Here is a 21,892-nt window from a genome sequence, read left to right as displayed (position 1 = left end):
GGCGGTGTTCTTTGGCTGGCCTTATTGTTGTTTCATGCAGGTTAGGAGGAACTGCTTGACGAACTGGAAAGCTGCTTGAGCTGTGACGTGAGCTGATCTTTCTGGGTATTGTATTTTTTGAGCAGGGTTTCAAGGTTGGCAAAATATGTTTTTTGCCGGGCTTCCCACGTCTCAAGGCGCGTCTGTTCTTGGGTGATTTTTTTGTCGATATTTTCCATGATGCTCTGATAGTTGTTTTTTAGAACCATCAAAGCGCCATTCTTCGATTTGAGCGCAATGGCTGCGGACGTCTGCTCTGCGGTACCGGTGCCCGAGACGTTGACGTCCGTATAGGTCAATTCACCCTTGAGGAAGGTGCTGACCGTCTGAATCAGCCCTTCCTTGATGCGTATCTGCCCCGTGTGGTTGCCGGGGGTGAGGTTGTCGATCTGGAGCGAAAGGCCTCGCGCATCACCGGAAGCAACGCTGTAGTAATAGCCCGGCTGGCTCGTGTCGCGCGTTGCGGTCACGCCGCCAACCGTGACATTGGTAATATTGCCGCCAGCGTCAACCGAGTAGTTCACATCATACGAACCACCCTTGGTAATGCCCGCAATGTGGCTGCCATAGCGAAAATCAGAACTGGTAGTCGTGCCGGTGCCGCTGGAACAGAAAAAATCCACAACATCCGAAAGGTTGCTGTTGATCATTTTTTCATAATTGCTCTTGTCCATCTGCTGCAATTCAGCAATGCCGGACGAAGGCGCAATTACCAAAAGCCCATAGTTGGAACTCGACTGGTCGGTTTCAACCTTGATGCCCATGTTGGCAAGGTTGGCAAGCACGTCACCCGACAGCACATCAGAGGCAGACGTCCGGCTGGAAAAACCAGGAGGGGCGCTGTTGACCAATGAAGTGAAACGCGATTTGAACAGTTGCACGCCATAGTTGCCCTGCAACAGGCCGCCTTTTTCTGCGGTCAGTTGCGAGGTGCTATAGTTGCTGCTGCTCGTATTTTTGGGATCGTTGGTGGTGACGTCCTTGTTCGGATCAAATTTTGTGTAATCATTGATGGTCATCAAGACAGAGTTGACGGAATCAAGAAACGTCTGAATGGATTTTTCCACCGAGGTGATGTCTGTATTGACCGTAATGGACGCGCTGCCTTTGTCCTGAATGGTAAAGACCACGCCCTCGATCACGTTGCTCACGCTGTTGGTGTCGGATTCCATGGTCAAGGGCCAGTTGTCCACCGTAAATTTGGCGTTGGCCGCACCGCGGATATTCCAGTTGGAGGACGATGTCACCTGACCGGTAATGCCCGGCCCGCTGAGGGAATCAATATTGTTGAGCTTGAGAAAATAGCTGCCGGTTGTAGGCAGGGTGCCTGTTTGCAGGTCAATTGTCGTGGCTCCGTCCGCGCTTACGAGCGAGCCAGTCAGCCCTTTGGCTTTGATGGCGGCGAGCACGTCAGCCATCTTGGAGCCGCCAGGAACCGTAAATGTTTGCGGCGTGGAGCTGTTATTGGTGGTGTAAGTATAGGTTAGGGCCGGGGGCGTCTCCAGCGTGGTGCCTGCGGCCATGTTGGTAACGGTGGCCGTGGCGTCTGTCTTGACGGTGATTCCGTCCATGCCGCCGCCGGTGCCGCCCGCGCTCAAATAGAATTTTTCCGTATTCGCAAAAGTTACAGTTTTGCCATCTCCACTTAATGTACCGCCAGAAGATTGAAGTTGGGTCAGCAGATCCTGATAGGTCTTGTCCTGCGCAATGGTCAGCGTTTGCGTGCTGCCAGTGTTGTCAACAAAGGTATAGGTAAAGTTTTTTGTGCCGTCAGCGCTAGTGCCGCCAAGCTTTTGCGAGAGCTTGGTACTGTCAAAGGTAATGGCTGTGCTGGCGGTGAAGCTCTGTGCGCCGGAACTGCCAACCACCTTGGTGCCAAGTTGGGTTTGGTCTGCAATGACGGTTGAGGTCATTTTGCCAGAATCGCTGGCGCTGTCCGCAAAGCTGAGGGTTGCACCGTTCACGTTGGAGAGGTTCAGCTCCCAGCCGCCAGTGGTGCTGTTATAGGTCATTTCAGCCGTGCTTGCGCCGGAAGCCTGGGCGATCTGCAGTGCGGCATCCTTCATGGTGGTGCCGGCAGCAATGGTCAGGGAGCGGGTGCCAGTGGTAACACCATCGTTGATGTTCAGATCAACCGTAAGGGCACCCGTAAGCTTGGTTGTCGTGGGCGTTGAGCCCATGGAAAATTTTGTGACCGGGGTGCTGAACGATGTCTGTGTGCTGGTGTCGCGCCGGTACATGGCCTTGACGTCAGCAAGTTGCAGATTACCGGAGCCGTCGATGCTGGCAATGCTGCGCCCCACCTGCGCATTGATGGCGGTTGCAAGATCCTGGTTGGTCTTGTCGCCATTGATTTTGACGGAAAATGTGTTGCCGTCCTCCATGATGAGGTCGTAGGCAAATTTTGTGGGATTGGTAAGCGTGCTGTTCACATCCAGCACACTGTTGGTCGACCATGTGGAGGATGCCCCAGATGCGCTCATGCCCACAAGGCCGGAACTGTGAATGACCAGATCGTTGGCCACGCCGGTGCTCTTGCCGGCAACCTGAAAAACATAGCCGGAACTGGCCTGAACAATGCTGACTTTGATGCCGGGGTTGTCGGAAGAATTGTTGACCATACTCACAAAGGAATCGAGCGTGGTATTGGCCGGAACGGCCATGCTGTATTCCTTGCCGGCATAGCTGTATGAAAATGTCTGCGATGTGCCGGATGTGTTGATGATGTCTGTCTTGCTGCTAAAGACGTGTCCGGTGTTCGCCCAGATTGCGTTGCTCGCCACCTGGCTGACATTGATGGTATGCTGAACGTCGTCCGCGGAGGCGCTGGCAACAGCAGAAATGATATTGCTGTTGCTGCTGGTTACGTTTTTGGTAACGAAGCTGTTCTTGTTGGCAAGGGTTGCAAGCACATTGCTGGCGGTGCTGACCTGCCCGATAACTTTGTCAAAAGCATCATAGCGCAGCTTCCAGTCGCTTTTCCACGCGGTAAGGCGGTTGAGTTGTGTGGACTCAACCTTTTTAAGGTTCGCGAGAACCGTATCAAAGTCAGTATCCGAACCACTGAGGTTGGATATGGCGTTGGAGCCGGAAATGGTGCTGGCCATGGGTGCCTCACAAGAAAGATGTGCCGTTCCCGGTGCGGGCATGCGCAAACCTCGGGGAACCGCCAGCCGTCATGTATGCAAATGGCGGCAATACATGCCGGAGACATGACGGACACTCAAAATTTTGCAAGATACGTGCAAATTGGTGGATACGGTGGAGTGGGGGGGGGCAATACCAGAAATGCTGAAAAAAATCAGCGGATAGCGCGAGTGCCCGACATGCCCGTATTTTCTCGCTTGCGCGCACGGAGCGCTCTGTTCGCTCCGGACTCCCGAAAAGGCAGTTTTTGCCTCCACGCAAAATTGCCGAGGATCTTGCCCCTCAGTTATTTTAACGGAGCAAAGGTGAAAAAGTTTAGAGACTGGCGGTGCGTGAGAAATGAGCAGATCCGGTTGGCGGTTGCCCTGGCTGGCATAAAAATGACGGTCTGTTTCCCCGGTATTCATAGGGAGTTCTGCGGATAGGCGGGAGGGCGCAGCACGCTGCCTTGCAGAGCCGGGGTAAAAGAGAAGCGGCGGGTTGCCCCGCCTGCTCCTGATTTTTTAGCTTTGTAGCCATGTGGTATTTTCGTGCGGTTCGTTCTGTCCGCATCATTGGAGTGTGTCGCGTCTTAGTGCATAAATTCGGCCCAGCGGGCCAGCAGGGCGCGCAGGGCATTGCCCCGGTGGCTGCGGGCGTTTTTTTCGTCCCGCGTCAGTTCTGCGGCGGATTTGCGCGCCGATGGATCAAAAAAAATAGGGTCGTAGCCAAAGCCGTTGTCCCCGTGTGGGCTTTCCAGCAGGGTGCCTTCCCATGTGCCGCGCACCACCATTTCATCGCCATTGGGCTTGGCGGCGGCCATGCAGCTGACAAAGCGGCAGCCGCGTTTTTCAGCGGGTACTGCGGCCATTGCGTGCAGCAGCTTGCGGATGTTGCGGGTATCTCGGCTTTCGCCGGGCAGGCTCTCCCAGTCATCGGAATAGCGGGCAGAGTACACGCCCGGTGCGCCGTCCAGGGCGTCCACTTCCAGGCCGGAGTCATCGGCAACGCTCACAAGGCCGGTCAGGGCCGCCACGGCCCGGGCTTTAATGAGAGCGTTTTCTTCAAATGTGGTACCGGTTTCTTCAATGTCGCCAATTTCAGGAAAGGACGAAAGCCCCAGAACTTCCACGCCGAATTCGGTCAGCGGGTCGGCCAGTTCGCGAACCTTGCCCGCATTTTGCGTGGCCAGAACGATACGAAGTGTCTTGCTGTGCGCCATGTCTGCATCCTTTATGAGTTTGGGCAAAGAACATATCCGCAGGCGGGCCGCAGGTAAAGAGCGTTGGGTAAAACTCCTGGATAGTTTAAATATGTAGTTATTATAAAATGTTATATGAATGGGCCGCAGCGTGTGCTTTTCTTTTACATCTTGCGGGAGTATAGTTTTCACCAATCATTCATCAGAGAGGAAATGAGCATGAAACTCATGGAAATATTCGACGTCCCCACTCAGGAAACCCACATTCCCGTTCCCTATGTCATTGCCGAGGCTGGCGTGAACCACGAGGGCAGCATGGAAATTGCCCGCCGTCTGGTTGACGAGGCCGCCGAGGGCGGGGCCAATGCCATCAAGTTCCAGACCTACAAGGCAGGAACCCTGGCCTCCAAGGATTCTCCTGCCTACTGGGACACCTCCAAGGAACCTACTTCCAGCCAGTACGAGCTCTTCAAGAAGCACGATTCTTTCTGGAAGAACGAATTTGAAGCCCTCAAGAAATATTGCGACGCTGCGGGCATTGCCTTCATGTCCACGCCTTTTGACGTGGAGTCGGCGCACTTTCTCAACGACCTCATGGACGTGTTCAAGATTTCCTCGTCCGACATCACCAACAAGCCATTTATCCGCATTCTTTGCGATTTCAAAAAGCCCATTATTCTCTCCACAGGCGCGGCGCATCTGCACGAAATTGCAGAAGCCGTGGAATGGATTGAAGAAAAGGGCAACAAGCTGGCCCTGCTGCACTGCGTGCTCAACTATCCCACTGCGGACGAAAACGCGGCCCTGGGCATGATCCCCGCGCTCAAGCGGCATTTCCCCCAGCATGTCATCGGCTATTCCGACCACACCCTGCCCAACGACATGCATATTCTTGAAACCGCCACCCTGCTGGGCGCGCGTATTCTTGAAAAACATTTTTCGCACGACAAAACTTTGCCCGGCAATGACCACTATCATGCCATGGACAAGGAAGACCTCAAGCATTTCTACAAGCGCCTCAACGCCACGCTGACCAGCGTGGGCGGTATGGAACTGCGTGCTCTGCCGGAAGAAGAACCCGCACGTCAGCATGCCCGCCGCTCTCTGGTGACGGCGCGGGCCGTGCCTGCCGGTCAGCCGCTGACCGCTGCCGATCTTACCTGGAAGCGCCCCGCGCACGGCATCTCCCCTCGTAATTACGACGAGGTGCTCGGTATGCGCGCCCGCCGTGATCTGCCAGAAGATACCGTGCTTTCCTGGGCCGATCTTGACAGGGCCTGATTATGAGCAACGGGCGCGTAACCCTTGTTCTTGGGCGCATGCCCCACAAGGCCGACCCTGCGGTTTTTCGCGCGGCCGGGCCTTGGTGTTTTGCCGAGCAGGAAGAATTTTTCCCCGACTGGGATAAAAAATTCACCTTTGCTCCTGAGCCGCTGGTCGAGATTCCCTTGCAGGAGCGGGCCTGTCAGGAGGTAAAGGCTCTCTGCGCCGACATGCTGCCTCATGTTGCCGAGCGTATATGCCCGCATGCCCGCAATTTGCCGCCTGCCTATTGGGAGACCCTGCTCACGCCATGGGCAATGAATGTTTCCAAGCAGGTTGTGGAGCGCTGGTGGCGGGTCAAGGCCATGGTGCAGGCCTGGGGGCAGGAGCCGCTGCATGTGCCGCTGCTGCCGCGTGACTGCTCGTTCAGTTTTGCCACCGGGCCGGATTTTGTGATGCACGGGGCGCTGGGGCATACCTACAACCACTGGCTGTTCTCGCGCCTGCTGGAAGAGGTTTTTCCCGCTGCCTGGAGCATGGAATATCTGCCTGCGGTGCAAAAAAAGTATGGCGAGCAGGAAAAGCTCTCCGGCAAGGAGCAGGTGCGTGAGGTGCTGCGCAAGCTGATGCTGCGCCTGCCTTGCCCCCGGCTCAAGGGCATGAGCATTGCCCAGACTTTGCGTTTTTCGCTGGCCTTGCTGCACCGCAGCCATGGGCCGGACAGGTCGCGCCCGCAGGCGGAGTACAGCAGCGCCGCCACCGGTATTGCGGTGGATCTGCCAGAAAATTTCGCCAGTACGCTGGTGACGCTTTTCATGGCATCCTTGCCGCAGCTGTTGGCAAGTCACAAGCATCCGGCCCGTCTTGCGCCTGATCCGCTGGGGCCGCGTCTGCGTGTTGCCAGCGTGCTGGCCTATGAAGATGCGGATTACCGCCAGTCGCTGGCCATTTGGCGGGGGCGCGGCAACCGCCTCATGTATGTGCAGCATGGCAGCGACTACGGGCAGGTGCGCTGCGTGTCGGATGTGGAGATGGTGGAATACAGCCAGCATGCCTTTGGCACCTGGGGCTGGAAGCAGCATCAGGGCAGCGCGGGCAATTTTATTCCCCTGCCGTATCCGCAGCTTGATGGCCTTGAAGGGCGCTGGCAGGGGCAGAAGGGCGAAAACCTGCTGTATGTCGGCACCGAAATGCCCGCCTTTCCCTATCGGCTTGACGCGCATCCCTCGCCCTTGCAGATAGTGGAATACCGCAAGGACAAAAGTCGATTTTTTGAAGCTCTGGGGCGCGATGTGCAGGCCTGTTCGCTGTACCGTCCCTATTTCCCGGTTCCCGGCTCTCTGCGCGATGCGGATTGGGTGCTGGAGCGTTTCCCCGCAGTGCGAATGGCCACGGGCATGTTGTCAAACCATCTCTATGCCTGCCGTTTGCTGGTGCTGGATCACAACGGTACAACACTGCTGGAATCGTTGGTTGCCAATATGCCCATGGTGCTGTTCTGGCGGCGTGAGGCCTGGGCGCTGACAAGCGATGCCACGGCCCTGCTGGACATGCTGGCCGAAGCCGGTATATGGCACGAAACACCCCAGAAGGCCGCCGCCAAGGCCGCCGAGGTCTGGAGTGATCCGCTGGCATGGTGGATGAGCGATAAGGTGCAGCAGGCGCGCAAGGCGTACTGCGCGCAGCAGGCCCTGACCGTTCCGGGCGGTCCTAACCCTTACTGGCTGAAAATGCTGAAGAGTCTGTAACACATGCAAGTTCGTGTTTTTTCGTTGTCGCTGTTGGTGGCCGCGGTATTCTGTTCTGTTCTGCTCATGGGCGGCACTGTTCTGGCTGATGACGCCTCGACCCTGCGCGAGGCGCAGGCCGCGCTGGACAAGGCCGATTACGATCAGGCCGTGCGCGTGCTCAAGCCGCTGGTGGACAGCGGCAATGCCGAAGCCCTGTATGTCATGGGTCGCCTGATCCTTGAAGGCAAGGGCGTGAAGAAAAACAATACGCGCGCTGCGGAATTTTTCCGTCTGGCGGCGGAAAAGGGCGATGTCAGCGCCATGAATTCGTGGGCCACGTCGCTGGTTACCGGGGATGGCGTTCCCCGCAATTACCACGAGGCCGCCCGCTGGTTCCGCAAGGCCGCCGATCAGGGCCTTGCCATGGCCCAGTACAATCTTGGCTACCTCTATGCCTATGGCAAGGGCCTGCCCAAGGATGAAGCCGCCGCCATCGACTGGTACACCCGTGCCGCCAATCAGGGGCTGGCTTCGGCCCAGTATTCGCTGGGCTGGACCTACATGAACGGCAAGGGCGAAAACCAGAGCGATACCAAGGCGGCCCACTGGTTTGAAAAGGCCGCGGAGCAGGATCACGCCAAAGCCCAGAACAATCTGGCCTACATGTACGCCGAAGGGCGCGGCTATGCGCAGGATCCCGCCAAGGCCGTGCAATGGTATACACGCGCGGCGGAGCAGGGCTATGCTGAAGCGCAGTACAACCTCGGCTATATGTATGAACAGGGGCGCGGCGCGGCGCAGGATTATACCCAGGCTGTGGACTGGTACCGCAAGGCTGCGGAGCAGAACGAAGCTGCCGCCCAGTACAGCCTTGGCCTCATGTATGAACAGGGGACGGGCGTTCCCCGCAACCTGACCGAAGCCAGCCGCTGGTATCAGCTTGCCGCCAAGAACGGAGATCCTGATGCCAAGGCCGCCCTGCGCAGCATGTCCACCAAGGCTCCTGCCAAGGCCGCGGCTCCCAGCAGCCCCACCAAACAGACCCGCGATAAAAAGAAACAGTAAACAACCCGGCGGGCCAGAAGGCCCGACATTCAAAAATATAAAGGCCGTCCGGCATACCCGTGAGTATGCCGGACGGCCTTTGCCTGTTTCTGCCAATCTGCACCGCCTGTTCCGGCGGCGGCCCTGTTGCCGCAATTGTGGCAGAAAAAGACTATTTTTTGTCATTGCTGCCAGTGCGGTCGTTTTCTATTCTGCACACATGAAACAGCGCGTTGTTTTCTTTCTTTATCCCGGCATTGTCTCGCTGGATGTCTCCGGCCCGCTGGAGGTTTTTGCGGCGGCTACGGATATTCTGGCGCACAGCAACAAAAAGGATCAAGGCTATGTGCCCGTGTTCGCCGCCTGTACCCCCGGCCCTGTGCGAACCTCATCCGGTCTTGTGCTGGCGGCGGAAACAACACTTGAAAATCTTTCGCCGGATATTCTTGTTGTTCCCGGCGCAGTGGATGCGGAAGCCATATCGGGGAATCCGCAGATCATACAGCAGGTAAGTGCGGCTGCGGCCCGGTCTGCGCGCATAGCAAGCGTGTGTAGCGGGGCGTTCATTCTGGCGGCCTGCGGTCTGCTGCACGGCAAAAGGGCGGCAACCCACTGGCTGGTGGCTGACCGCCTGGCCGAGCTGTACCCACAGATTATCGTGGAGCCTGACGCCATTTTTGTGCGCGACGGCAAGACGTCCACAAGCGGCGGCGTTACGGCGGGCATAGATCTGGCTCTGGATATGGTTGAGGAAGACTACGGCGACAAACTGGCCATGGAAGTAGCCCGCGTATTGCTATTGTACCGCCGCCGCCCCGGCAACCAGAGCCAGTACAGCTCAGCGCTGGCCGCTCAGGTCAATGCGGGCAGATTTGCCCCTCTGGTGCGCTGGCTGGAGTCGAATCTTGGCAAAAATCTGACTGTTGAGCGCCTGGCCGAGGTGGCGAACATGAGCCCCCGGTCGTTCGCGCGGGTATTCCCCGCAGAAACCGGCAGCAGCCCCGCCCGCTTTGTGGAAGGCTTGCGCATCATCCGGGCGCGGGAGCTCATTGAATCCGGGGCTGATTCCTTTGCCGCGGTGGCGCAGTCGGCGGGTTTTGGCAGCGAAGATCGCCTACGCAAGGCCTTCATCCGCCGCCTTGGCCTGAGTCCCCACCAGTACAGCCGACATTTTTTTAAAGGAGAACAACGATGAAAACAGGCCTCACATACGGAATATATATTTATGAACAGGTGGCGGAGCTGGATTTTGTAGCGCCCATGCAGGTATTTGCGGCATCCAACCAGTTTGCCGGGGGTGGCAGGGTGGTGACGCTGAGCTGCACGGGCCAGACGCTCTGCGGATTAAGCGGCTTGCGCATTACGCCGGATTACAGTCTGCAAAACGCCCCGCCGCTGGATGTGCTGCTGTTGCCGGGCACGGCGGAAGTTTCCGAATACGCCTGGAGCGATTCCGGCATTCTGGATTGGGTGCGCCAGCAATATAAGAAGGTGGAATACCTTGCCGCAGTGTGCACCGGCGGGTTGATCCTGCAAAAGGCCGGGCTGCTCAAGGGCCGCCGGGCCACAACGCACTGGCAGCTCATGGACGCCCTTGAAAGCGACCCGGAAATAACGGCTCTGCCGGATGCGCGCTATGTGCGCGATGGCAAGATTGTCACCTCGCAGGGTGTCTCTGCAGGTATGGACATGGCCCTGTGGCTTGTGGGCCAGATTCATGACCCTGATCACGCCCGCCTTGTGCGCAAAATTTTGCAGTACGATCCGGCCCCGCCGTACACTGCCGAAGTTTAGTCGGCTCCAGCCCTTGCCAGACGTGTTGTCTGGCTGAAAATATGACGGCGCAGCTCTGTGAGGGTAACAGGGCTGCGCCGTGCGTGTGATGGCAAGTTGCTTAAATTCAATTGCGTTCTTTAGAGCCGTTAACCCATTTCATGCGTAACCTGCCCTAACGCAGGCCGTTCTTTTTTTGAAATGCGAGGATGGACAGGAATTCAAAGCCGATGTTGGCGGCCAGATAGGCTGTCAGCTCGGCCTGATCTATGCCGGGCATGACCTCCACTATGTCAAAGCCCACGTAGTGCAGATTTTTGAGCGCGCGTACCAGGCTCAGCACCTCCCATGAGGTGAAGCCGCCGACCTCCGGCGTACCGGTTCCGGGGGCGTAGGCCGGATCCACAAAGTCGATATCAAAGGTGAGGAAGACCTTTGTGTCACCCACGCGTTGCTTAATGGCCTCTATAACCGCGGGCAAGCCCATCTCGCGCATGATGTGCGCGGGCAGCACCTTGAAGCCAAGATCGGCGGCGATCTTGAAGTCGTCCGGGTCGTAGAGCGAGCCGCGCATGCCCAGCTGGATGGAGGTGGACGGGTCAATGAGGCCTTCTTCCAGCGCCCGCCTAAAGGGTGTGCCGTGGTTGTACGGCTGCCCGAATACGGATTCGTTCAGATCCAGGTGCGAATCAAAATGCAGCAGGCTTACCTTGCCGTGCTGGGCGGCAACAGCGCGCAGCTCGGCGAGGGTGATGGCGTGGTCGCCGCCAAGGCCCAGCGGCACTGCGCCAGCTTCAAGCAGAGGCTGCATGAACTCGGTGATGGCGGCGTAGGAAGGTTCGATGTAACCGGGAACAATATTGACGTCGCCAAAGTCGCCGCCAGTCAGCTCGTTGAGAATATTGACCTCAAAGATCACGTTGTTGGGCTTGATCATGCTCGAAATGTGCCGGATGGCCGAAGGCCCGAAGCGCGAACCCGTGCGGTAGGAACTGCCCGTATCAAAGGGAATGCCAAAAACTGCAAAATCCATACCCGTGGGGTCGTCCATACGCGGCATGCGCATGAAGCTGCCGGTGTTGCAGAATCGGGGGGACGAAGACGCGCTGGGTGGTTGCATGGAAGCCATAAAAACCTCGATGTTTGGGCCGGAAAAAGTTCGGTCTGGTTATAGTGTGACCCCCGCCTAGTAAGGGCGGTATCCGTTTTTTACGCGGTCAGGCCGCGTAGACCTTGTATTTGATGTCAGAAGGCACGCAGTTTTTACCGTTGATGGGCAGAATATCCTGCGGGCAGGCAGACATGACCACCACGCAGTCAAAATGGGCTTCAAGCACCACGTAGTCGCCCGCCTTGCTCAAGGGCGGCAGCCAGTGGGCCTTGTTGTCCACAATGGGGGTGTTCATCCACAGGTTCAGCGGGCAGGGGCAAAAATCCACTTGCATGCCCAGCTTGCGCAGGGCCGCATACATGTTGTCCGTGCAGTTGGCGTGGTAGCCCTGCACGCCAAGGGCCATGTAGCGGTAGATGTCGCAGGCGGCCATAAAGGTGTCGTGCGCGCCGTTGCTGGTGTCTTCCAGCATGGTGAGCACCGGGCGGCGGCAGTTGGTCACCAGCTTGTCGCCCGGGCCGGGAATGCCCTTGTTGAGATCGGGCCGCACATGCTGCATGGACATATATTCCTGTGGGTTGCGCAGGTTGAAGGCCCAGGTGTCCACCACCTGCTCCCCCGTGATGTTGACGATCTTGATGCGTTCACCGGCCCGCACAATGGCGGCATCGCCGCAGCGGCCGGGAATGGTGATGTATTCGCTCATGGTCATGTTCTCCTGCCAAAGGCTTGTGCCAGATATTCTGTCTGCCGCTCGTAACTGATGTTGGCGGCAGTGCTACAGGCGCTAGGCAACCTGTCCGTTGCGGTGCGTCCAGCTTTTCAGAAAGGCCGCAAGGCGGGGGCTTTCCGGCGTATGAAAAAGTTTGTCCGGCGGCCCTTGCTCCACCACGTGCCCGCCTTCCATAAAGACCACCCGATCCGCCACCTCGGCGGCAAAGCCCATTTCGTGGGTCACTATGAGCATGGTCATGCCATCGTTGGCCAGGCTGCGCATGACTTGCAGCACATCGCCCACAAGCTCGGGGTCGAGGGCTGAGGTTGGCTCGTCAAACAGCATGATGCGCGGCTCCGTTGCCAGGGCGCGCGCAATGGCAACGCGCTGTTGCTGCCCGCCGGAAAGTTGGGCCGGGTAGCTGTTGCGCTTTTCGGCAAGGCCGACGCGTTCAAGGCATTCCATCCCTTTTTTTTCGGCGGCGGCGCGGCTTTTGCCAGCAACGGAAATGAGCGCTTCGGTGACGTTTTCCATCACCGTCATGTGGGGCCACAGGTTGAAATGTTGAAACACCATGCCGAGGTCGCGCCTGCTTTCGCGAATGCGTGTTTCGCTGGCGCGGCGGCGGGTGCCGTTGTACTGCATCTCGTAGCCCATGAGCGCGCCTTCAACCATGATTTCGCCTTCGTCGTACACTTCAAGAAAGTTGACGCAGCGCAAGAGGGTGCTTTTACCGGAACCGGAAGGGCCTATAAGGCAGACCACTTCCTTGGGCATGACTTCCATATCAATGCCCTGAAGCACTTCGTGCTGCCCATAGCGCTTGCGCACATCGCATATTCTGATGGCAGGGGTGATTGTTTCTTCCATGACCTGTTCTCCTTTGGAGCCTTGGCGGCGCGGATTCCTGTACAAATTCGCGCGGGTCTGATGCTGCGCTAACGCGTCAAATGTCTGGTCAGGCGGGCTTCCGCCTTGCCGCACACAACTGCCACTGCCTCGGAAATGGCCCAGTAGAGCAGCGCCAGCAGGCACAGGGGCATGACGATTTCAAAGCTGATGTTCATGATGCGGGTCGCGGTCTTGGTCAGTTCCGCCACGGTGATGATGGAAAGCACCGCTGAATCCTTGATGAGCGTGATGATCTGGTTGACTGCTGGCGGCAGAACTATCTGGGCCATCTGCGGCAATTCTATGCGCCACAGTCTGCGCCAGGGGCGAATGCCCAGGCAGTGCGCCGCCTCGCGCTGACCCTCGGGTATGGACTCGAATCCGGCGCGGAAGATTTCGCAAAAATAGGCGGCGGCATAGAGCGACATGCCCAGCATTCCTGCGGGTTCCGCATCCAGCACGATGCCGATTCTGGGGCCGCCGTAATAGAGCAGATAGAGCTGGATAAGCAGAGGCGTGCCGCGAAAAAACTCCACATAGCAGGCAACGGGCTTGCGCAGCCAGGGGCAGATGCGGCGGCCAAGTTCTGCGGCAAAACCCAGCGCCAGACCGCATGCTATGGCGACCAGACTGATGCGGATGGTCACCCAGAGCGCTGCGCCAAAATCCGGGCCGTTCTCAATCAAAAAACTCTGCCAGCGGGCCAGAAAGGTCGTGAGGGCGTCCATCAGTGCTTCCCCTTGAGGCGTTCGCCCAGGCGAGAAATAATCAGGCACAGGGTCAGATAAATAATGGCTGCGGCCAGATATACTTCCACAGGCTTGTAGGTTGTGGACACAAGTTGCTCGCTGCGGCGCATGAGTTCGGTGACGCCGATAACAGAAATAAGTGACGAGTTCTTGAACAGGATGATGAACTCATTGACCAGCTCCGGTCCTGTGAGCGACAGCACCTGCGGCAACTGGATGCGCGTGAGAATACGCATGCGGCTGAGGCCTAGAGCCTTGGCCGCTTCGATCTGCCCCACGGGTATGGAGTTGAAGCCGCCGCGATAAATTTCGGCCTGAAAGGCGCTGGTGTTGAGGCCAAGGGCCAGCACGGCAACCAGCAGTGAGGGCACTTCAATATTGACTGCCGAGGGCAGGTAGAACAGCAGAAACAAAATCACCAGCACGGGAATGCCCCGCATAAAGCTGATGTACAGCCCCGCCGCCCGCTTGAAGCCCCAAAACTGCGACCGCCGCATCTGGCACACCGAAATGCCGAGCACAACACCCAGCGAGATTGCCGCCATAGCCACAAAAACCGAAGTTATTGCGCCCTGGAGCAGCTCCGGCATGATGGAAAGGATGAAGCTGCATTCGTTCATGATAGCCTGCTGTGGATGCATCCACTCGGTTGGGCGTTTCCGGCGGGGAACAGTGGGAGGGACTCCCCTGCGGCACGGCTCCCCGCCTGTCAGTATGGTGTTTTGAGCAAACTGGATGCCATTGCGGCATTTATTATTTATTTACAGTAAGTTGCTCATTTTTGATTGATATTTCTCAGAGGACCATGAAAACAAAAAAGTTTTGATTTCGGGATGTTGGATTTATGCAAAACATTTTTGTTTCATTATACGATCAATCTGCGGTCCGGGGCTGCACGCCTCGAAAGGCCGCCTGCGCCGCAAGAAAGGCAAAGACCACAGAGGCTCCTGCCAGAGCGGTAATGCCCGCCACGTCCTTGTCGGGCAGCACTTCCACCAGATCCATGCCAACAGCGCGGCACTTGCTGCAGATGCCGCGCACAAGGGTCATGGCCTCGTAGGTGGTGAACCCTTCCACTTCTGGCGTGCCGGTGCCGGGGGCATAGGCCGCATCAAGAAAATCAATGTCAAAGCTCAGAAACACAGGGGCATCGCCAATGCGCGCAAGAGCCTCGCGTATCACAGCCTCCGGCCCCATCGCGTGGGCCTCGTGCCCCATGATGATGCGCAGGCCCTGCTGGCGGGGCCAGTCAAGGGCGTTGCGGCTGTAGAGCGGCCCGCGAATGCCGATCTGCGTGGAATGCTGGGGCAGGATGAGGCCTTCTTTCAGCGCCCAGTAAAAGGGGGTGCCGTGATTGTAGGGCTTGCCGTAATAGCTGGGTATGGTGTCGCTGTGCGCGTCAAAATGGAGCAGGGCCACTGGCCCATGCGCCGCATGCACGGCGCGCAGGTTTGCCAGGCTGATGCTGTGGTCGCCGCCAAGAATGACGGGCAGGGTTTTGGAGGCGAAAAAGGGCTTCAGGCCGCTGGTGATGGCGGCAAAGCTGTCTTCCATATAGCCGGGTATGGTGTCTATGTCGCCATGGTCGGCAATGGTGAAGCTCTCGTTCACGTCCACATCAAGTTCTGACGAATATGGCTTGAGCAGGGTTGAGGCCTCGCGAATGGCCGCAGGGCCGAATCTGGTGCCGGGGCGGTATGAGACGCCGCTGTCAAAGGGAACACCGATAACGGAAACATCGGATTGCGGGGTTTCGCCCGTTGCCGCCGGTTGCCGCATGAAGGTGCGGATGCCGCAAAACCGGGGGGATTGTAAGGAATTGACCGGACTCATACCTATTCTCCTGAAATAATGTGCAAACTGGCAAAGTAAGGCCCCGGCCTCATAAGACCGGGGCCATGTGTGAAGGAAGGAAAGGCTATTGAACGGGCGCGGGCAGCTCTGTGGGAATATCCATGGTGAAGCCAAACCACTTCTGCTGAAGCTCCGCCATTTTGCCGCTGGTGATGAGCTTGCGCAGCCCGTCATCAAAGAAAGCCGCAAGGCTTGCGCTGTCCGCATCGTTGCGGCCAACCCAGGTAAAGTAGACTTTGGGGCCAAAGGGCGGGGTGAGGATCTTGAACACGCCGGGGCGGCGTTTGATAACATCCGCAAGGTTGGGGTAGGACTGCGCCACGCCGTCAAGGCGTCCTGCGGCAAGGTCGGCGTAGGCTTCGTCAAAGGCCACGTATTCCTTGACCTTGATTTTGTCCTTGCCGCCAAGTTTTTCGGCAAGCAGGTCGATGGCCTTGATCTGGGCGGAGCCGGTCTGGCAGCCCACGGTTTTGCCGCTCATGTCTTCGGGCTTTGCAAAGGGGCTGTCTGCGCGCACCAGCATGGCCACAGTGGCGTCAGCCACGGGCACGCTCAGGGCGTAGTGCTCGTTGCGTTCCTTGGTGGCGGTGACAGACGTGACGATATAGTCAAATTTTTTAGCGCTCAGGCCGGGCAGGATGCCCTGAAAGGGAATATCCATGCGCTTGACCTTAACGCTGGGCATGTCCTTCATGATGACTTCAAGCAGGTCGGTGCTGTAGCCCACGATTTTGCCGTTTTCCATAAATTCAAACGGCGTAAAACGGGCTTCGGTGCCAATGACGATTTCGCCCTTGGCCTTGATATCCGCAAGCAGGTCGGCACGAGCGGTATTGGCGCCCATGAGGAGCGAACTTGCCAGCGCTGCACCAACCACAACTTTTTTCAGCAACATATTCATACGAAAACCCTCCAGATTTTGCAGAGGGTATTGCAACATGACTGCCAAAGTTTAAAGTTGTTCTATTTCAGCATATTAAATATTTTTAATTGAAAAAACAGGGGATTACTAAAACAATATTGTTTTATTGTCCTCATAAAGACACAATGGATTACAAATTTGTATCACGGCCGGGGCAAGCGCCTGTTTGGTGCGGGCTTTGCTTTTGCCGCAAAGAAAAGGCCTCCGCGAGGAGGCCACTACTGATGGAAGGTTGCAAGTGGTTGAGCGCTACAGCCATGCCCGCCAGATGCAGACCAGAGCCGCAGCGGCAATGATGCCGCGCAGTACGGTGCGGAAACGTTCAGGGTTGATTTTTTTCGCTACAGGGAAGGCGCACAGCGTGCCCAGCACCGTGGCAGGCAAGCCATATGCGGCGTAGCGCAGCACTTCGGGCGTGTACAGTCCCGCTCCGGCCTGGAGTACGCAGGTCAGCGAAGCCCTGATGATAAAAAATATCCCCAGCGTGCCGAGAAATATCCGTGGAGCCCACCCGGCATAAAGGCCGTAGGCTCCCACAGGGGGGCCGTCAAAAGAGATGGCCGACCCAAGCACGCCCGAGGCAAAGCCCGCAAGCCCGCCCTTGAACCAGGATTCCTGCCCGGTCTGGCTGAGGCGCGAGCGGCTCTGCCACAGCACAAATGCCAGCAGGAGTACGCCGGTCATGCCCTGGAGCATGCTGCCAGGAACCATCTGGAGAATGAAAAGGCCGATGATGGAGCCGGGGATGGCCCCGGCAAACAGGGGGTACAGCGCGCGAACCTTGCAGTACCGAAAATGCATGGCGGCTATCATGCCGTCCATAACAAGATTAAGTATGCAGCTCAGGGCGATGACAACCTGAATGGGAATAAACAGGGCCGCAAGGGGCAGGGCGATCATGGCGCCGCCGATGCCGCTTGCACCTGAAACAAAACCGCCCACAAACCATGCGATCACAACTACAAGAACAGGAATATCCATAAGGCCTTCGCTGATCCGGCATCAGGGCCGGGATGGAACGTATTCAACTGGCAACACGGCAGGTTGCAGCCACCTCGTGGCCTTACGCGTGAAGCACTGCGCAGGTCAACCTGGCGGAAATGGGCGGTGGCGCAAAAGGCGTGCTCTTGCCCTGGCAGGTCGGGGGAGTATTTGCGCCTTTTCAGGTATGCATCAACATGCTAATCTTGCTCAATGTTTCTGGGGCATTCTGAAATTTTTGGTTTATTCCCAACCGTTACGGATAGTTGCCAATGATTGATCTTTTGAGCAACTTTGATGCCTTCACCATGGCAGTTCTCGTGGCGGCTCTCTATTTTTCGCTGTCTTCCGTGCTTGTGTATACGTACCTGTACCGCCGAACCTATCCTGGGTTCGGGAGTATGACGCTCGGGCTGGTTTCCTGGTCTGTAGGGCTGTTTCTCAACTATTTCCGTCCCTTTGATTTTTTGCTTTCCCTCTATTCTGGCGGCGTGCTGATGCTGCTCTCCGGGGTTTTTCTGTTCCGTGGCCTGTTGCTGTATGGCGGTGTCAGGCCGAAGCGTCGCATGGCAGTAAACTACGGTGTTTTTGCGGTGGTTTCAGCCGTAATCGCCTATTATATGTTTGTTGATTTCAACACGTGCACAAGAGTTGCCGTCTTTTCACTTGGCATGGCTTTCATGTTTCTCCGCATCGGTTTTGAACCGTATGTGGTCAAGGGCTGGAAACGGCATGCGACGCAATCCCTGCTGTCGGCGATGTTTGCTGTTCTTGGGGCAGTGTTTGTGCTGCGCGCGTACAATGCCTTCAACTCTGTGCAGTGCCTTCCCTCCGGGCCGGATGACATGGCCAAGGCCATGTTGCTCATGGCAATGTTCATTGCCTCAATTTTGACTTTCAGCATCATCGCCATGACATTTGCCAGAATGGAGGCGGAACTGCGGGTCGCCAACGAAGAACTTCAGGATATGTCGGAGACTGACGCCCTCACCAGCCTTGCCAACAGGCGCAAGTTTGATGCCGCGTATGAGAGCGAATGGAAGCGGGCCGTGCGTGGGCGGCTTGGCATGGCGATTGTGATTCTGGATGTTGACGACTTCAAGAACTACAATGACCAGTACGGCCATCAGGAAGGCGACGAATGCCTGCGCAAGCTGGCGCAGGTTCTGCAAGCGCATGCCCGACGCGCTACGGATGTCGCCGCCCGTTATGGCGGGGAGGAGTTTGCCCTGATTCTGCCTGGCATGGGAGCTACAGAGGCGCTTGCGCTGGCGGAGGATGTGGTGCGGGCTTTTGCACAGATGCGCATTGAGCATGTCACGGGCAGGCATGACAATGTTGTTACCGTGAGCGCCGGAGTTGCCGTGCTGGAACCCACGGGAAAGAAAAACAGGCGTGAACTGCTGCGCGCGGCAGATGCCGCCCTGTACGCCGCAAAGGCCAGGGGCAAGAATACCGTGGTGCACTCCGCCGGAGCGGAGGGGGCTACTGGTCGCGCGTGATAATTGCAGGCCCGGTGCTGACGAATCCTCTTTTTTCCAGATCTTCCACTGAAAGCGCTTTTGCGAAAAAGAATCCCTGCCCGATATTGCAGCCCATCATTTTGATCTTGGTGAATTGCCCTTCGTTTTCAATGCCTTCCGCAATGGAGGCTATGCCCAGATATTTTGCCAGATCAATGACCGTCTGCGTGATGGCGCAGGCATCCGGGGCCTCGTCCAGATCCCGCACAAAAGACTGATCTATCTTGAGCCGGTTGATGGGGTAGTGGCGCAGGGACGACAGCGAAGAAAAGCCGGTGCCAAAATCGTCAATGGAAATTTCCAGCCCCATATCGCGGAACCTGCCCAGAGCGCGGCGGGCCTCCTTGGGGTCGGTCATAAGGGCGCTTTCTGTCAGCTCAATGGCGAGCAGATACGGCGGAATGGAATATTTGTTGAGAATACGCTCAATCATGGGCAAGGCCGCGCCACGCAAAAACTGCGATGGTGAAATATTAATGGAAACCTTGGGCGGGTTGAGCCCTGCGGCGCGCCACTGCTCGATCTGCGCGGCGGCACTGTCGGCAACCCATTCGCCCAGTTTGTCGATAAGGCGTGTTTTTTCCGCCTGGGGAATGAACTTGCCGGGGAACAGCAGCCCGTCATTGGGATGCTGCCAGCGCACAAGGGCTTCAAGCCCGATTATGCGACCGGAATCCAGTTCCACCTGCGGCTGGTAGTGCAAAACCAGCTCGTTTTCTGTAATGGCGCGCGGCAAGCCGCTCTCTATCTGTAGCTGGATGGCCGCCTTGATCTGCAACTCGTCATTAAAGAAGCTGAAAGTGTTTTTACCCTGCCCTTTGGCATGGTACATGGCAATATCGGCATTTTGCAAAAGAGTGCTTATGTCGCTGCCATGCTGCGGATACACGGCTATGCCAATGCTGACCCCGGCGTAGATTTCAAAGCCGCATACAGAAATGGGCTGGCGTAATGATTCAATGATGCGTTGCGCAGTGGCCGCAGCCTTGGCATCGTCCACATTTTCCAGCAGCAGAGTAAACTCATCGCCGCCAAAGCGTGAAACAACGGCATCCGCGCCCGCTGCGGTGGTGAGGCGGAGGGCCATTTCTTTAAGCAGGCTGTCGCCCGCCGCATGCCCGATGGAATCATTGACTATTTTAAAATCATCAATGTCGATAAAGGCAACAGCAAACTGGCAACTGGTGGGCGGGTAGCAATCCAGCGCTTTTTGCAAGCGGTCGCAAAACACGGCGCGGTTGGGCAACTGCGTCAGTTCATCGTGCGTGGCCAGAAACTCAATGCGCCTTTGGGTTACGGCGATTTTTTTGATGTCGGCAAACACGCCGATATAGTTGGTTATGACCCCGCGCAGGTTGCGCACTACCTTGATGTTCAGCCATTCAAGGTAAAAGGTGCCGTCCTTTTTCTTGTTCCAGATTTCGCCTTCCCACCAGCCGTTGGAAAACAGCTGATCCCACATGTGCCTGTAAAATTCCGGCCCGTGACGGCCTGAGGCCAGCACGCGCGGGGTCTTGCCGATTATCTCCGGTTGCGAAAATCCCGTGAGGCGGCAAAACGATTCGTTGACGGCCAGAATGCTTGTTTCACTGTCTGTTATGCAGATGGCCTCGCCAGTGAAATCAAATACCTGTCCCGTAAGCTCCAGCTGTTTTTCGGCTTCATCGCGGCGGCGGAGGCTGTCGTAGGCAAGAAAGGCCAGAGCCACCAGCAGGGCTGATACCAGCGCCGCCGCGCATAGCGTGGCGGAGCGTATCTGCTCAAAGGGCGCAAAGGCGTTGCCCACCGCGCTGCCAACCACAAAGGTCAGCCCATACTGGCCAATCTTGTAATAGCCGAATATCCGTTCAATGCCGTCAATCTGCGAAGGACGGCGAAAGTTGCCGCTGATGGGGGAGTTTGCTTGCAGGTAGGCTGTGCCGCTGATGATATGCCCGTAGATGAGGCCCGCTCCTGTGGAGCGCACAAGCAGTGTGCCGTCCGAGCGGATGACGTCGATGGAATCTTGCGCATCAAGGCCAAGGCTGCGAAAAAATGAGGCAAAGTAGTCTGGTTCAACAGAAATAACAATGACGCCGACAAGTTTGTCTTGCCGGACAATGGGGCTGGAAAACTGGATGGTCCATTTGCCGGAAACGCGGCCCAAAACTGGCCTGCCAACATGAATTTCCCGCCAGGGCGGGGTGAGGTGCACACTAAAGTGTTCTCTGTCGGCTATGCTTATGCCCGCAATGTGCGGCAGGGTTGAATAGGCAACAAGGCCGTCAGGTTCAACTATGGAAATTTGCAGCGCCAGATCGCCGATGATTTTTTTCAGCCCCTCCGCTTCTGCGCGGATATCCTTTTGGTCTGGAGTCCATGCTGCATCCAGTTCCTTGATGGCAAGCTCAAGGCGCTTGATTGTGGACAGCATGTGCTCGCTCAGGGCGCGGGCCAGGGTGCGCGTGGTAATTTCAACGTTAGACTGAACTTCTTTTTCTGAGCGCGCAATGTCCCACAGGGTTGCCGACCAGATGATCGTCAGCAGAAAAAGAAGGGACGCCGCCGTGATGGCAAGCATGCGCCTGTTGCAGTTGCATAACGCGCCTTTCTTCTCTCTGGTGCTTTGCTCTGCTGTGGGCATGATCTCACCATTATTTGAAAGGATTCAGCCGGGTGCTGTGAAAGCCGATTTGCTCGCCCGCCGTGCCGATGCCGCGCCAAGCACACGCTGTTCGTCAAGTTTACATGAAGCCGTCCGTTTTTTGAATAAAAATAGTTGTATAAAACATAACTATCTAGAATGGTGGAGTTTATTTATTGGTTAAGGCCGCAGAGTAAAAATATGCGCCGACAGTAAAGGCACGCAAAGGCAGTCGCTGCTCTGCGTACAGCTTGGTCTTGATCAAATGTCTGCTGCCCTGGGTATTGTACCGGAAATGGATAAAGGCGTTCCATACGCTTGCCATTCTTTGCAGCGCATAGAAAACA

At 56.9% G+C, this 21,892-nt stretch carries 18 protein-coding genes; 7 read left to right on the top strand and 11 right to left on the bottom strand.

Translation table 11 applies throughout. From position 1 onward, the window contains the following. Positions 1 to 41: 41 nt before the first annotated feature. Together fliD and rdgB are read right to left on the bottom strand one after the other, a co-directional pair. Complete coding sequence (fliD, locus tag RDK48_RS12880; RefSeq protein ID WP_298993523.1) at positions 42 to 3,146, bottom strand: flagellar filament capping protein FliD; 3,105 nt, start codon at positions 3,144 to 3,146, stop codon at positions 42 to 44. Between the two features lie 611 nt (positions 3,147 to 3,757). Then, entirely contained in the window at positions 3,758 to 4,387 is a 630-nt protein-coding gene (rdgB, locus tag RDK48_RS12875) for an RdgB/HAM1 family non-canonical purine NTP pyrophosphatase (protein ID WP_298993525.1), read from the bottom strand. Positions 4,388 to 4,585: 198 nt separating this feature from the next. On the opposite strand from rdgB, the gene RDK48_RS12870 reads away from it, so the two are divergent. From RDK48_RS12870 to RDK48_RS12850, 5 genes are all read left to right on the top strand, one after another. Next, positions 4,586 to 5,647 carry an N-acetylneuraminate synthase family protein gene (locus RDK48_RS12870; RefSeq protein WP_298993527.1) on the top strand — a complete coding sequence of 354 codons (1,062 nt, stop codon included), beginning with the start codon at positions 4,586 to 4,588 and terminating at the stop codon, positions 5,645 to 5,647. Positions 5,648 to 5,649: 2 nt separating this feature from the next. Next, positions 5,650 to 7,377, top strand: a complete 1,728-nt coding sequence (locus tag RDK48_RS12865; protein WP_298993529.1) for an LIC12162 family protein — start codon at positions 5,650 to 5,652, stop codon at positions 7,375 to 7,377. 3 nt (positions 7,378 to 7,380) lie between these two features. Then, positions 7,381 to 8,424, top strand: coding sequence for a tetratricopeptide repeat protein (locus tag RDK48_RS12860; RefSeq protein WP_298993531.1), 1,044 nt, complete (start codon positions 7,381 to 7,383; stop codon positions 8,422 to 8,424). A 199-nt stretch (positions 8,425 to 8,623) separates the two neighbouring features. Beyond that, complete coding sequence (locus tag RDK48_RS12855) at positions 8,624 to 9,598, top strand: GlxA family transcriptional regulator (RefSeq protein WP_298993533.1); 975 nt, start codon at positions 8,624 to 8,626, stop codon at positions 9,596 to 9,598. Further along, positions 9,595 to 10,197 (top strand): DJ-1/PfpI family protein, encoded by a 603-nt coding sequence (locus RDK48_RS12850; protein ID WP_298993536.1) that lies wholly within the window; start codon positions 9,595 to 9,597, stop codon positions 10,195 to 10,197. Before RDK48_RS12855 ends, RDK48_RS12850 begins: the two co-directional genes overlap by 4 nt. 154 nt (positions 10,198 to 10,351) lie before the next feature. On the opposite strand, the gene speB (RDK48_RS12845) is transcribed toward RDK48_RS12850, so the two are convergent. From speB (RDK48_RS12845) to RDK48_RS12810, 8 genes are all read right to left on the bottom strand, one after another. Then, positions 10,352 to 11,305, bottom strand: coding sequence for an agmatinase (speB, locus tag RDK48_RS12845; RefSeq protein ID WP_298993538.1), 954 nt, complete (start codon positions 11,303 to 11,305; stop codon positions 10,352 to 10,354). Positions 11,306 to 11,393: 88 nt separating this feature from the next. Further along, on the bottom strand, positions 11,394 to 11,993 hold the full coding sequence (locus RDK48_RS12840; protein ID WP_298993541.1) for an urea carboxylase-associated family protein: 600 nt from the start codon (positions 11,991 to 11,993) through the stop codon (positions 11,394 to 11,396). Positions 11,994 to 12,074: 81 nt separating this feature from the next. Next, positions 12,075 to 12,872, bottom strand: a complete 798-nt coding sequence (locus RDK48_RS12835; protein WP_298993544.1) for an amino acid ABC transporter ATP-binding protein — start codon at positions 12,870 to 12,872, stop codon at positions 12,075 to 12,077. 68 nt (positions 12,873 to 12,940) lie between these two features. Then, positions 12,941 to 13,621, bottom strand: a complete 681-nt coding sequence (locus RDK48_RS12830; protein WP_298993546.1) for an amino acid ABC transporter permease — start codon at positions 13,619 to 13,621, stop codon at positions 12,941 to 12,943. Next, positions 13,621 to 14,262, bottom strand: coding sequence for an amino acid ABC transporter permease (locus RDK48_RS12825; RefSeq protein ID WP_022657474.1), 642 nt, complete (start codon positions 14,260 to 14,262; stop codon positions 13,621 to 13,623). Before RDK48_RS12825 ends, RDK48_RS12830 begins: the two co-directional genes overlap by 1 nt. Before the next feature lie 253 nt (positions 14,263 to 14,515). After that, positions 14,516 to 15,475, bottom strand: a complete 960-nt coding sequence (speB, locus tag RDK48_RS12820) for an agmatinase (RefSeq protein WP_298993551.1) — start codon at positions 15,473 to 15,475, stop codon at positions 14,516 to 14,518. An 85-nt stretch (positions 15,476 to 15,560) separates the two neighbouring features. Continuing rightward, a complete protein-coding gene (locus tag RDK48_RS12815; protein ID WP_298993553.1) occupies positions 15,561 to 16,397 on the bottom strand; it encodes a transporter substrate-binding domain-containing protein in 837 nt (278 codons plus the stop codon). Positions 16,398 to 16,667: 270 nt separating this feature from the next. Further along, the gene (locus tag RDK48_RS12810) at positions 16,668 to 17,399 is read right to left on the bottom strand and encodes a sulfite exporter TauE/SafE family protein (RefSeq protein ID WP_298993556.1); all 732 of its coding nucleotides are present in this window, start codon (positions 17,397 to 17,399) and stop codon (positions 16,668 to 16,670) included. Positions 17,400 to 17,671: 272 nt separating this feature from the next. Here RDK48_RS12810 and RDK48_RS12805 point away from each other — a divergent pair, with 272 nt between their 5' ends. Beyond that, positions 17,672 to 18,901: a diguanylate cyclase gene (locus RDK48_RS12805; RefSeq protein WP_298993559.1), complete on the top strand. Its 1,230-nt coding sequence runs from the start codon at positions 17,672 to 17,674 to the stop codon at positions 18,899 to 18,901. On the opposite strand, the gene RDK48_RS12800 is transcribed toward RDK48_RS12805, so the two are convergent. After that, positions 18,885 to 21,482 carry an EAL domain-containing protein gene (locus RDK48_RS12800; protein ID WP_298993561.1) on the bottom strand — a complete coding sequence of 866 codons (2,598 nt, stop codon included), beginning with the start codon at positions 21,480 to 21,482 and terminating at the stop codon, positions 18,885 to 18,887. The genes RDK48_RS12805 and RDK48_RS12800 overlap by 17 nt on opposite strands. On the opposite strand from RDK48_RS12800, the gene RDK48_RS12795 reads away from it, so the two are divergent. Continuing rightward, positions 21,469 to 21,729 carry a hypothetical protein gene (locus RDK48_RS12795; protein WP_308588000.1) on the top strand — a complete coding sequence of 87 codons (261 nt, stop codon included), beginning with the start codon at positions 21,469 to 21,471 and terminating at the stop codon, positions 21,727 to 21,729. The two genes, RDK48_RS12800 and RDK48_RS12795, sit on opposite strands and share 14 nt — an antisense overlap. Positions 21,730 to 21,892: the final 163 nt, after the last annotated feature.

Origin of the sequence: uncultured Desulfovibrio sp. (assembly GCF_902477725.1) — a bacterium.
In the GTDB taxonomy this organism is placed as follows: domain Bacteria; phylum Desulfobacterota; class Desulfovibrionia; order Desulfovibrionales; family Desulfovibrionaceae; genus Desulfovibrio.
This window is presented reverse-complemented; position numbering and strand designations above follow the sequence as displayed.

Bases quoted from the DNA above. Each gene is read 5' to 3' on its own strand.
- fliD (WP_298993523.1), bottom strand. From the start codon at position 3,146: ATGGCCAGCACCATTTCCGGCTCCAACGCCATATCCAACCTCAGTGGT.
- rdgB (WP_298993525.1), bottom strand. From the start codon at position 4,387: ATGGCGCACAGCAAGACACTTCGTATCGTTCTGGCCACGCAAAATGCG.
- RDK48_RS12870 (WP_298993527.1), top strand. From the start codon at position 4,586: ATGAAACTCATGGAAATATTCGACGTCCCCACTCAGGAAACCCACATT.
- RDK48_RS12865 (WP_298993529.1), top strand. From the start codon at position 5,650: ATGAGCAACGGGCGCGTAACCCTTGTTCTTGGGCGCATGCCCCACAAG.
- RDK48_RS12860 (WP_298993531.1), top strand. From the start codon at position 7,381: ATGCAAGTTCGTGTTTTTTCGTTGTCGCTGTTGGTGGCCGCGGTATTC.
- RDK48_RS12855 (WP_298993533.1), top strand. From the start codon at position 8,624: ATGAAACAGCGCGTTGTTTTCTTTCTTTATCCCGGCATTGTCTCGCTG.
- RDK48_RS12850 (WP_298993536.1), top strand. From the start codon at position 9,595: ATGAAAACAGGCCTCACATACGGAATATATATTTATGAACAGGTGGCG.
- speB (WP_298993538.1), bottom strand. From the start codon at position 11,305: ATGGCTTCCATGCAACCACCCAGCGCGTCTTCGTCCCCCCGATTCTGC.
- RDK48_RS12840 (WP_298993541.1), bottom strand. From the start codon at position 11,993: ATGAGCGAATACATCACCATTCCCGGCCGCTGCGGCGATGCCGCCATT.
- RDK48_RS12835 (WP_298993544.1), bottom strand. From the start codon at position 12,872: ATGGAAGAAACAATCACCCCTGCCATCAGAATATGCGATGTGCGCAAG.
- RDK48_RS12830 (WP_298993546.1), bottom strand. From the start codon at position 13,621: ATGGACGCCCTCACGACCTTTCTGGCCCGCTGGCAGAGTTTTTTGATT.
- RDK48_RS12825 (WP_022657474.1), bottom strand. From the start codon at position 14,262: ATGAACGAATGCAGCTTCATCCTTTCCATCATGCCGGAGCTGCTCCAG.
- speB (WP_298993551.1), bottom strand. From the start codon at position 15,475: ATGAGTCCGGTCAATTCCTTACAATCCCCCCGGTTTTGCGGCATCCGC.
- RDK48_RS12815 (WP_298993553.1), bottom strand. From the start codon at position 16,397: ATGAATATGTTGCTGAAAAAAGTTGTGGTTGGTGCAGCGCTGGCAAGT.
- RDK48_RS12810 (WP_298993556.1), bottom strand. From the start codon at position 17,399: ATGGATATTCCTGTTCTTGTAGTTGTGATCGCATGGTTTGTGGGCGGT.
- RDK48_RS12805 (WP_298993559.1), top strand. From the start codon at position 17,672: ATGATTGATCTTTTGAGCAACTTTGATGCCTTCACCATGGCAGTTCTC.
- RDK48_RS12800 (WP_298993561.1), bottom strand. From the start codon at position 21,482: ATGCTTGCCATCACGGCGGCGTCCCTTCTTTTTCTGCTGACGATCATC.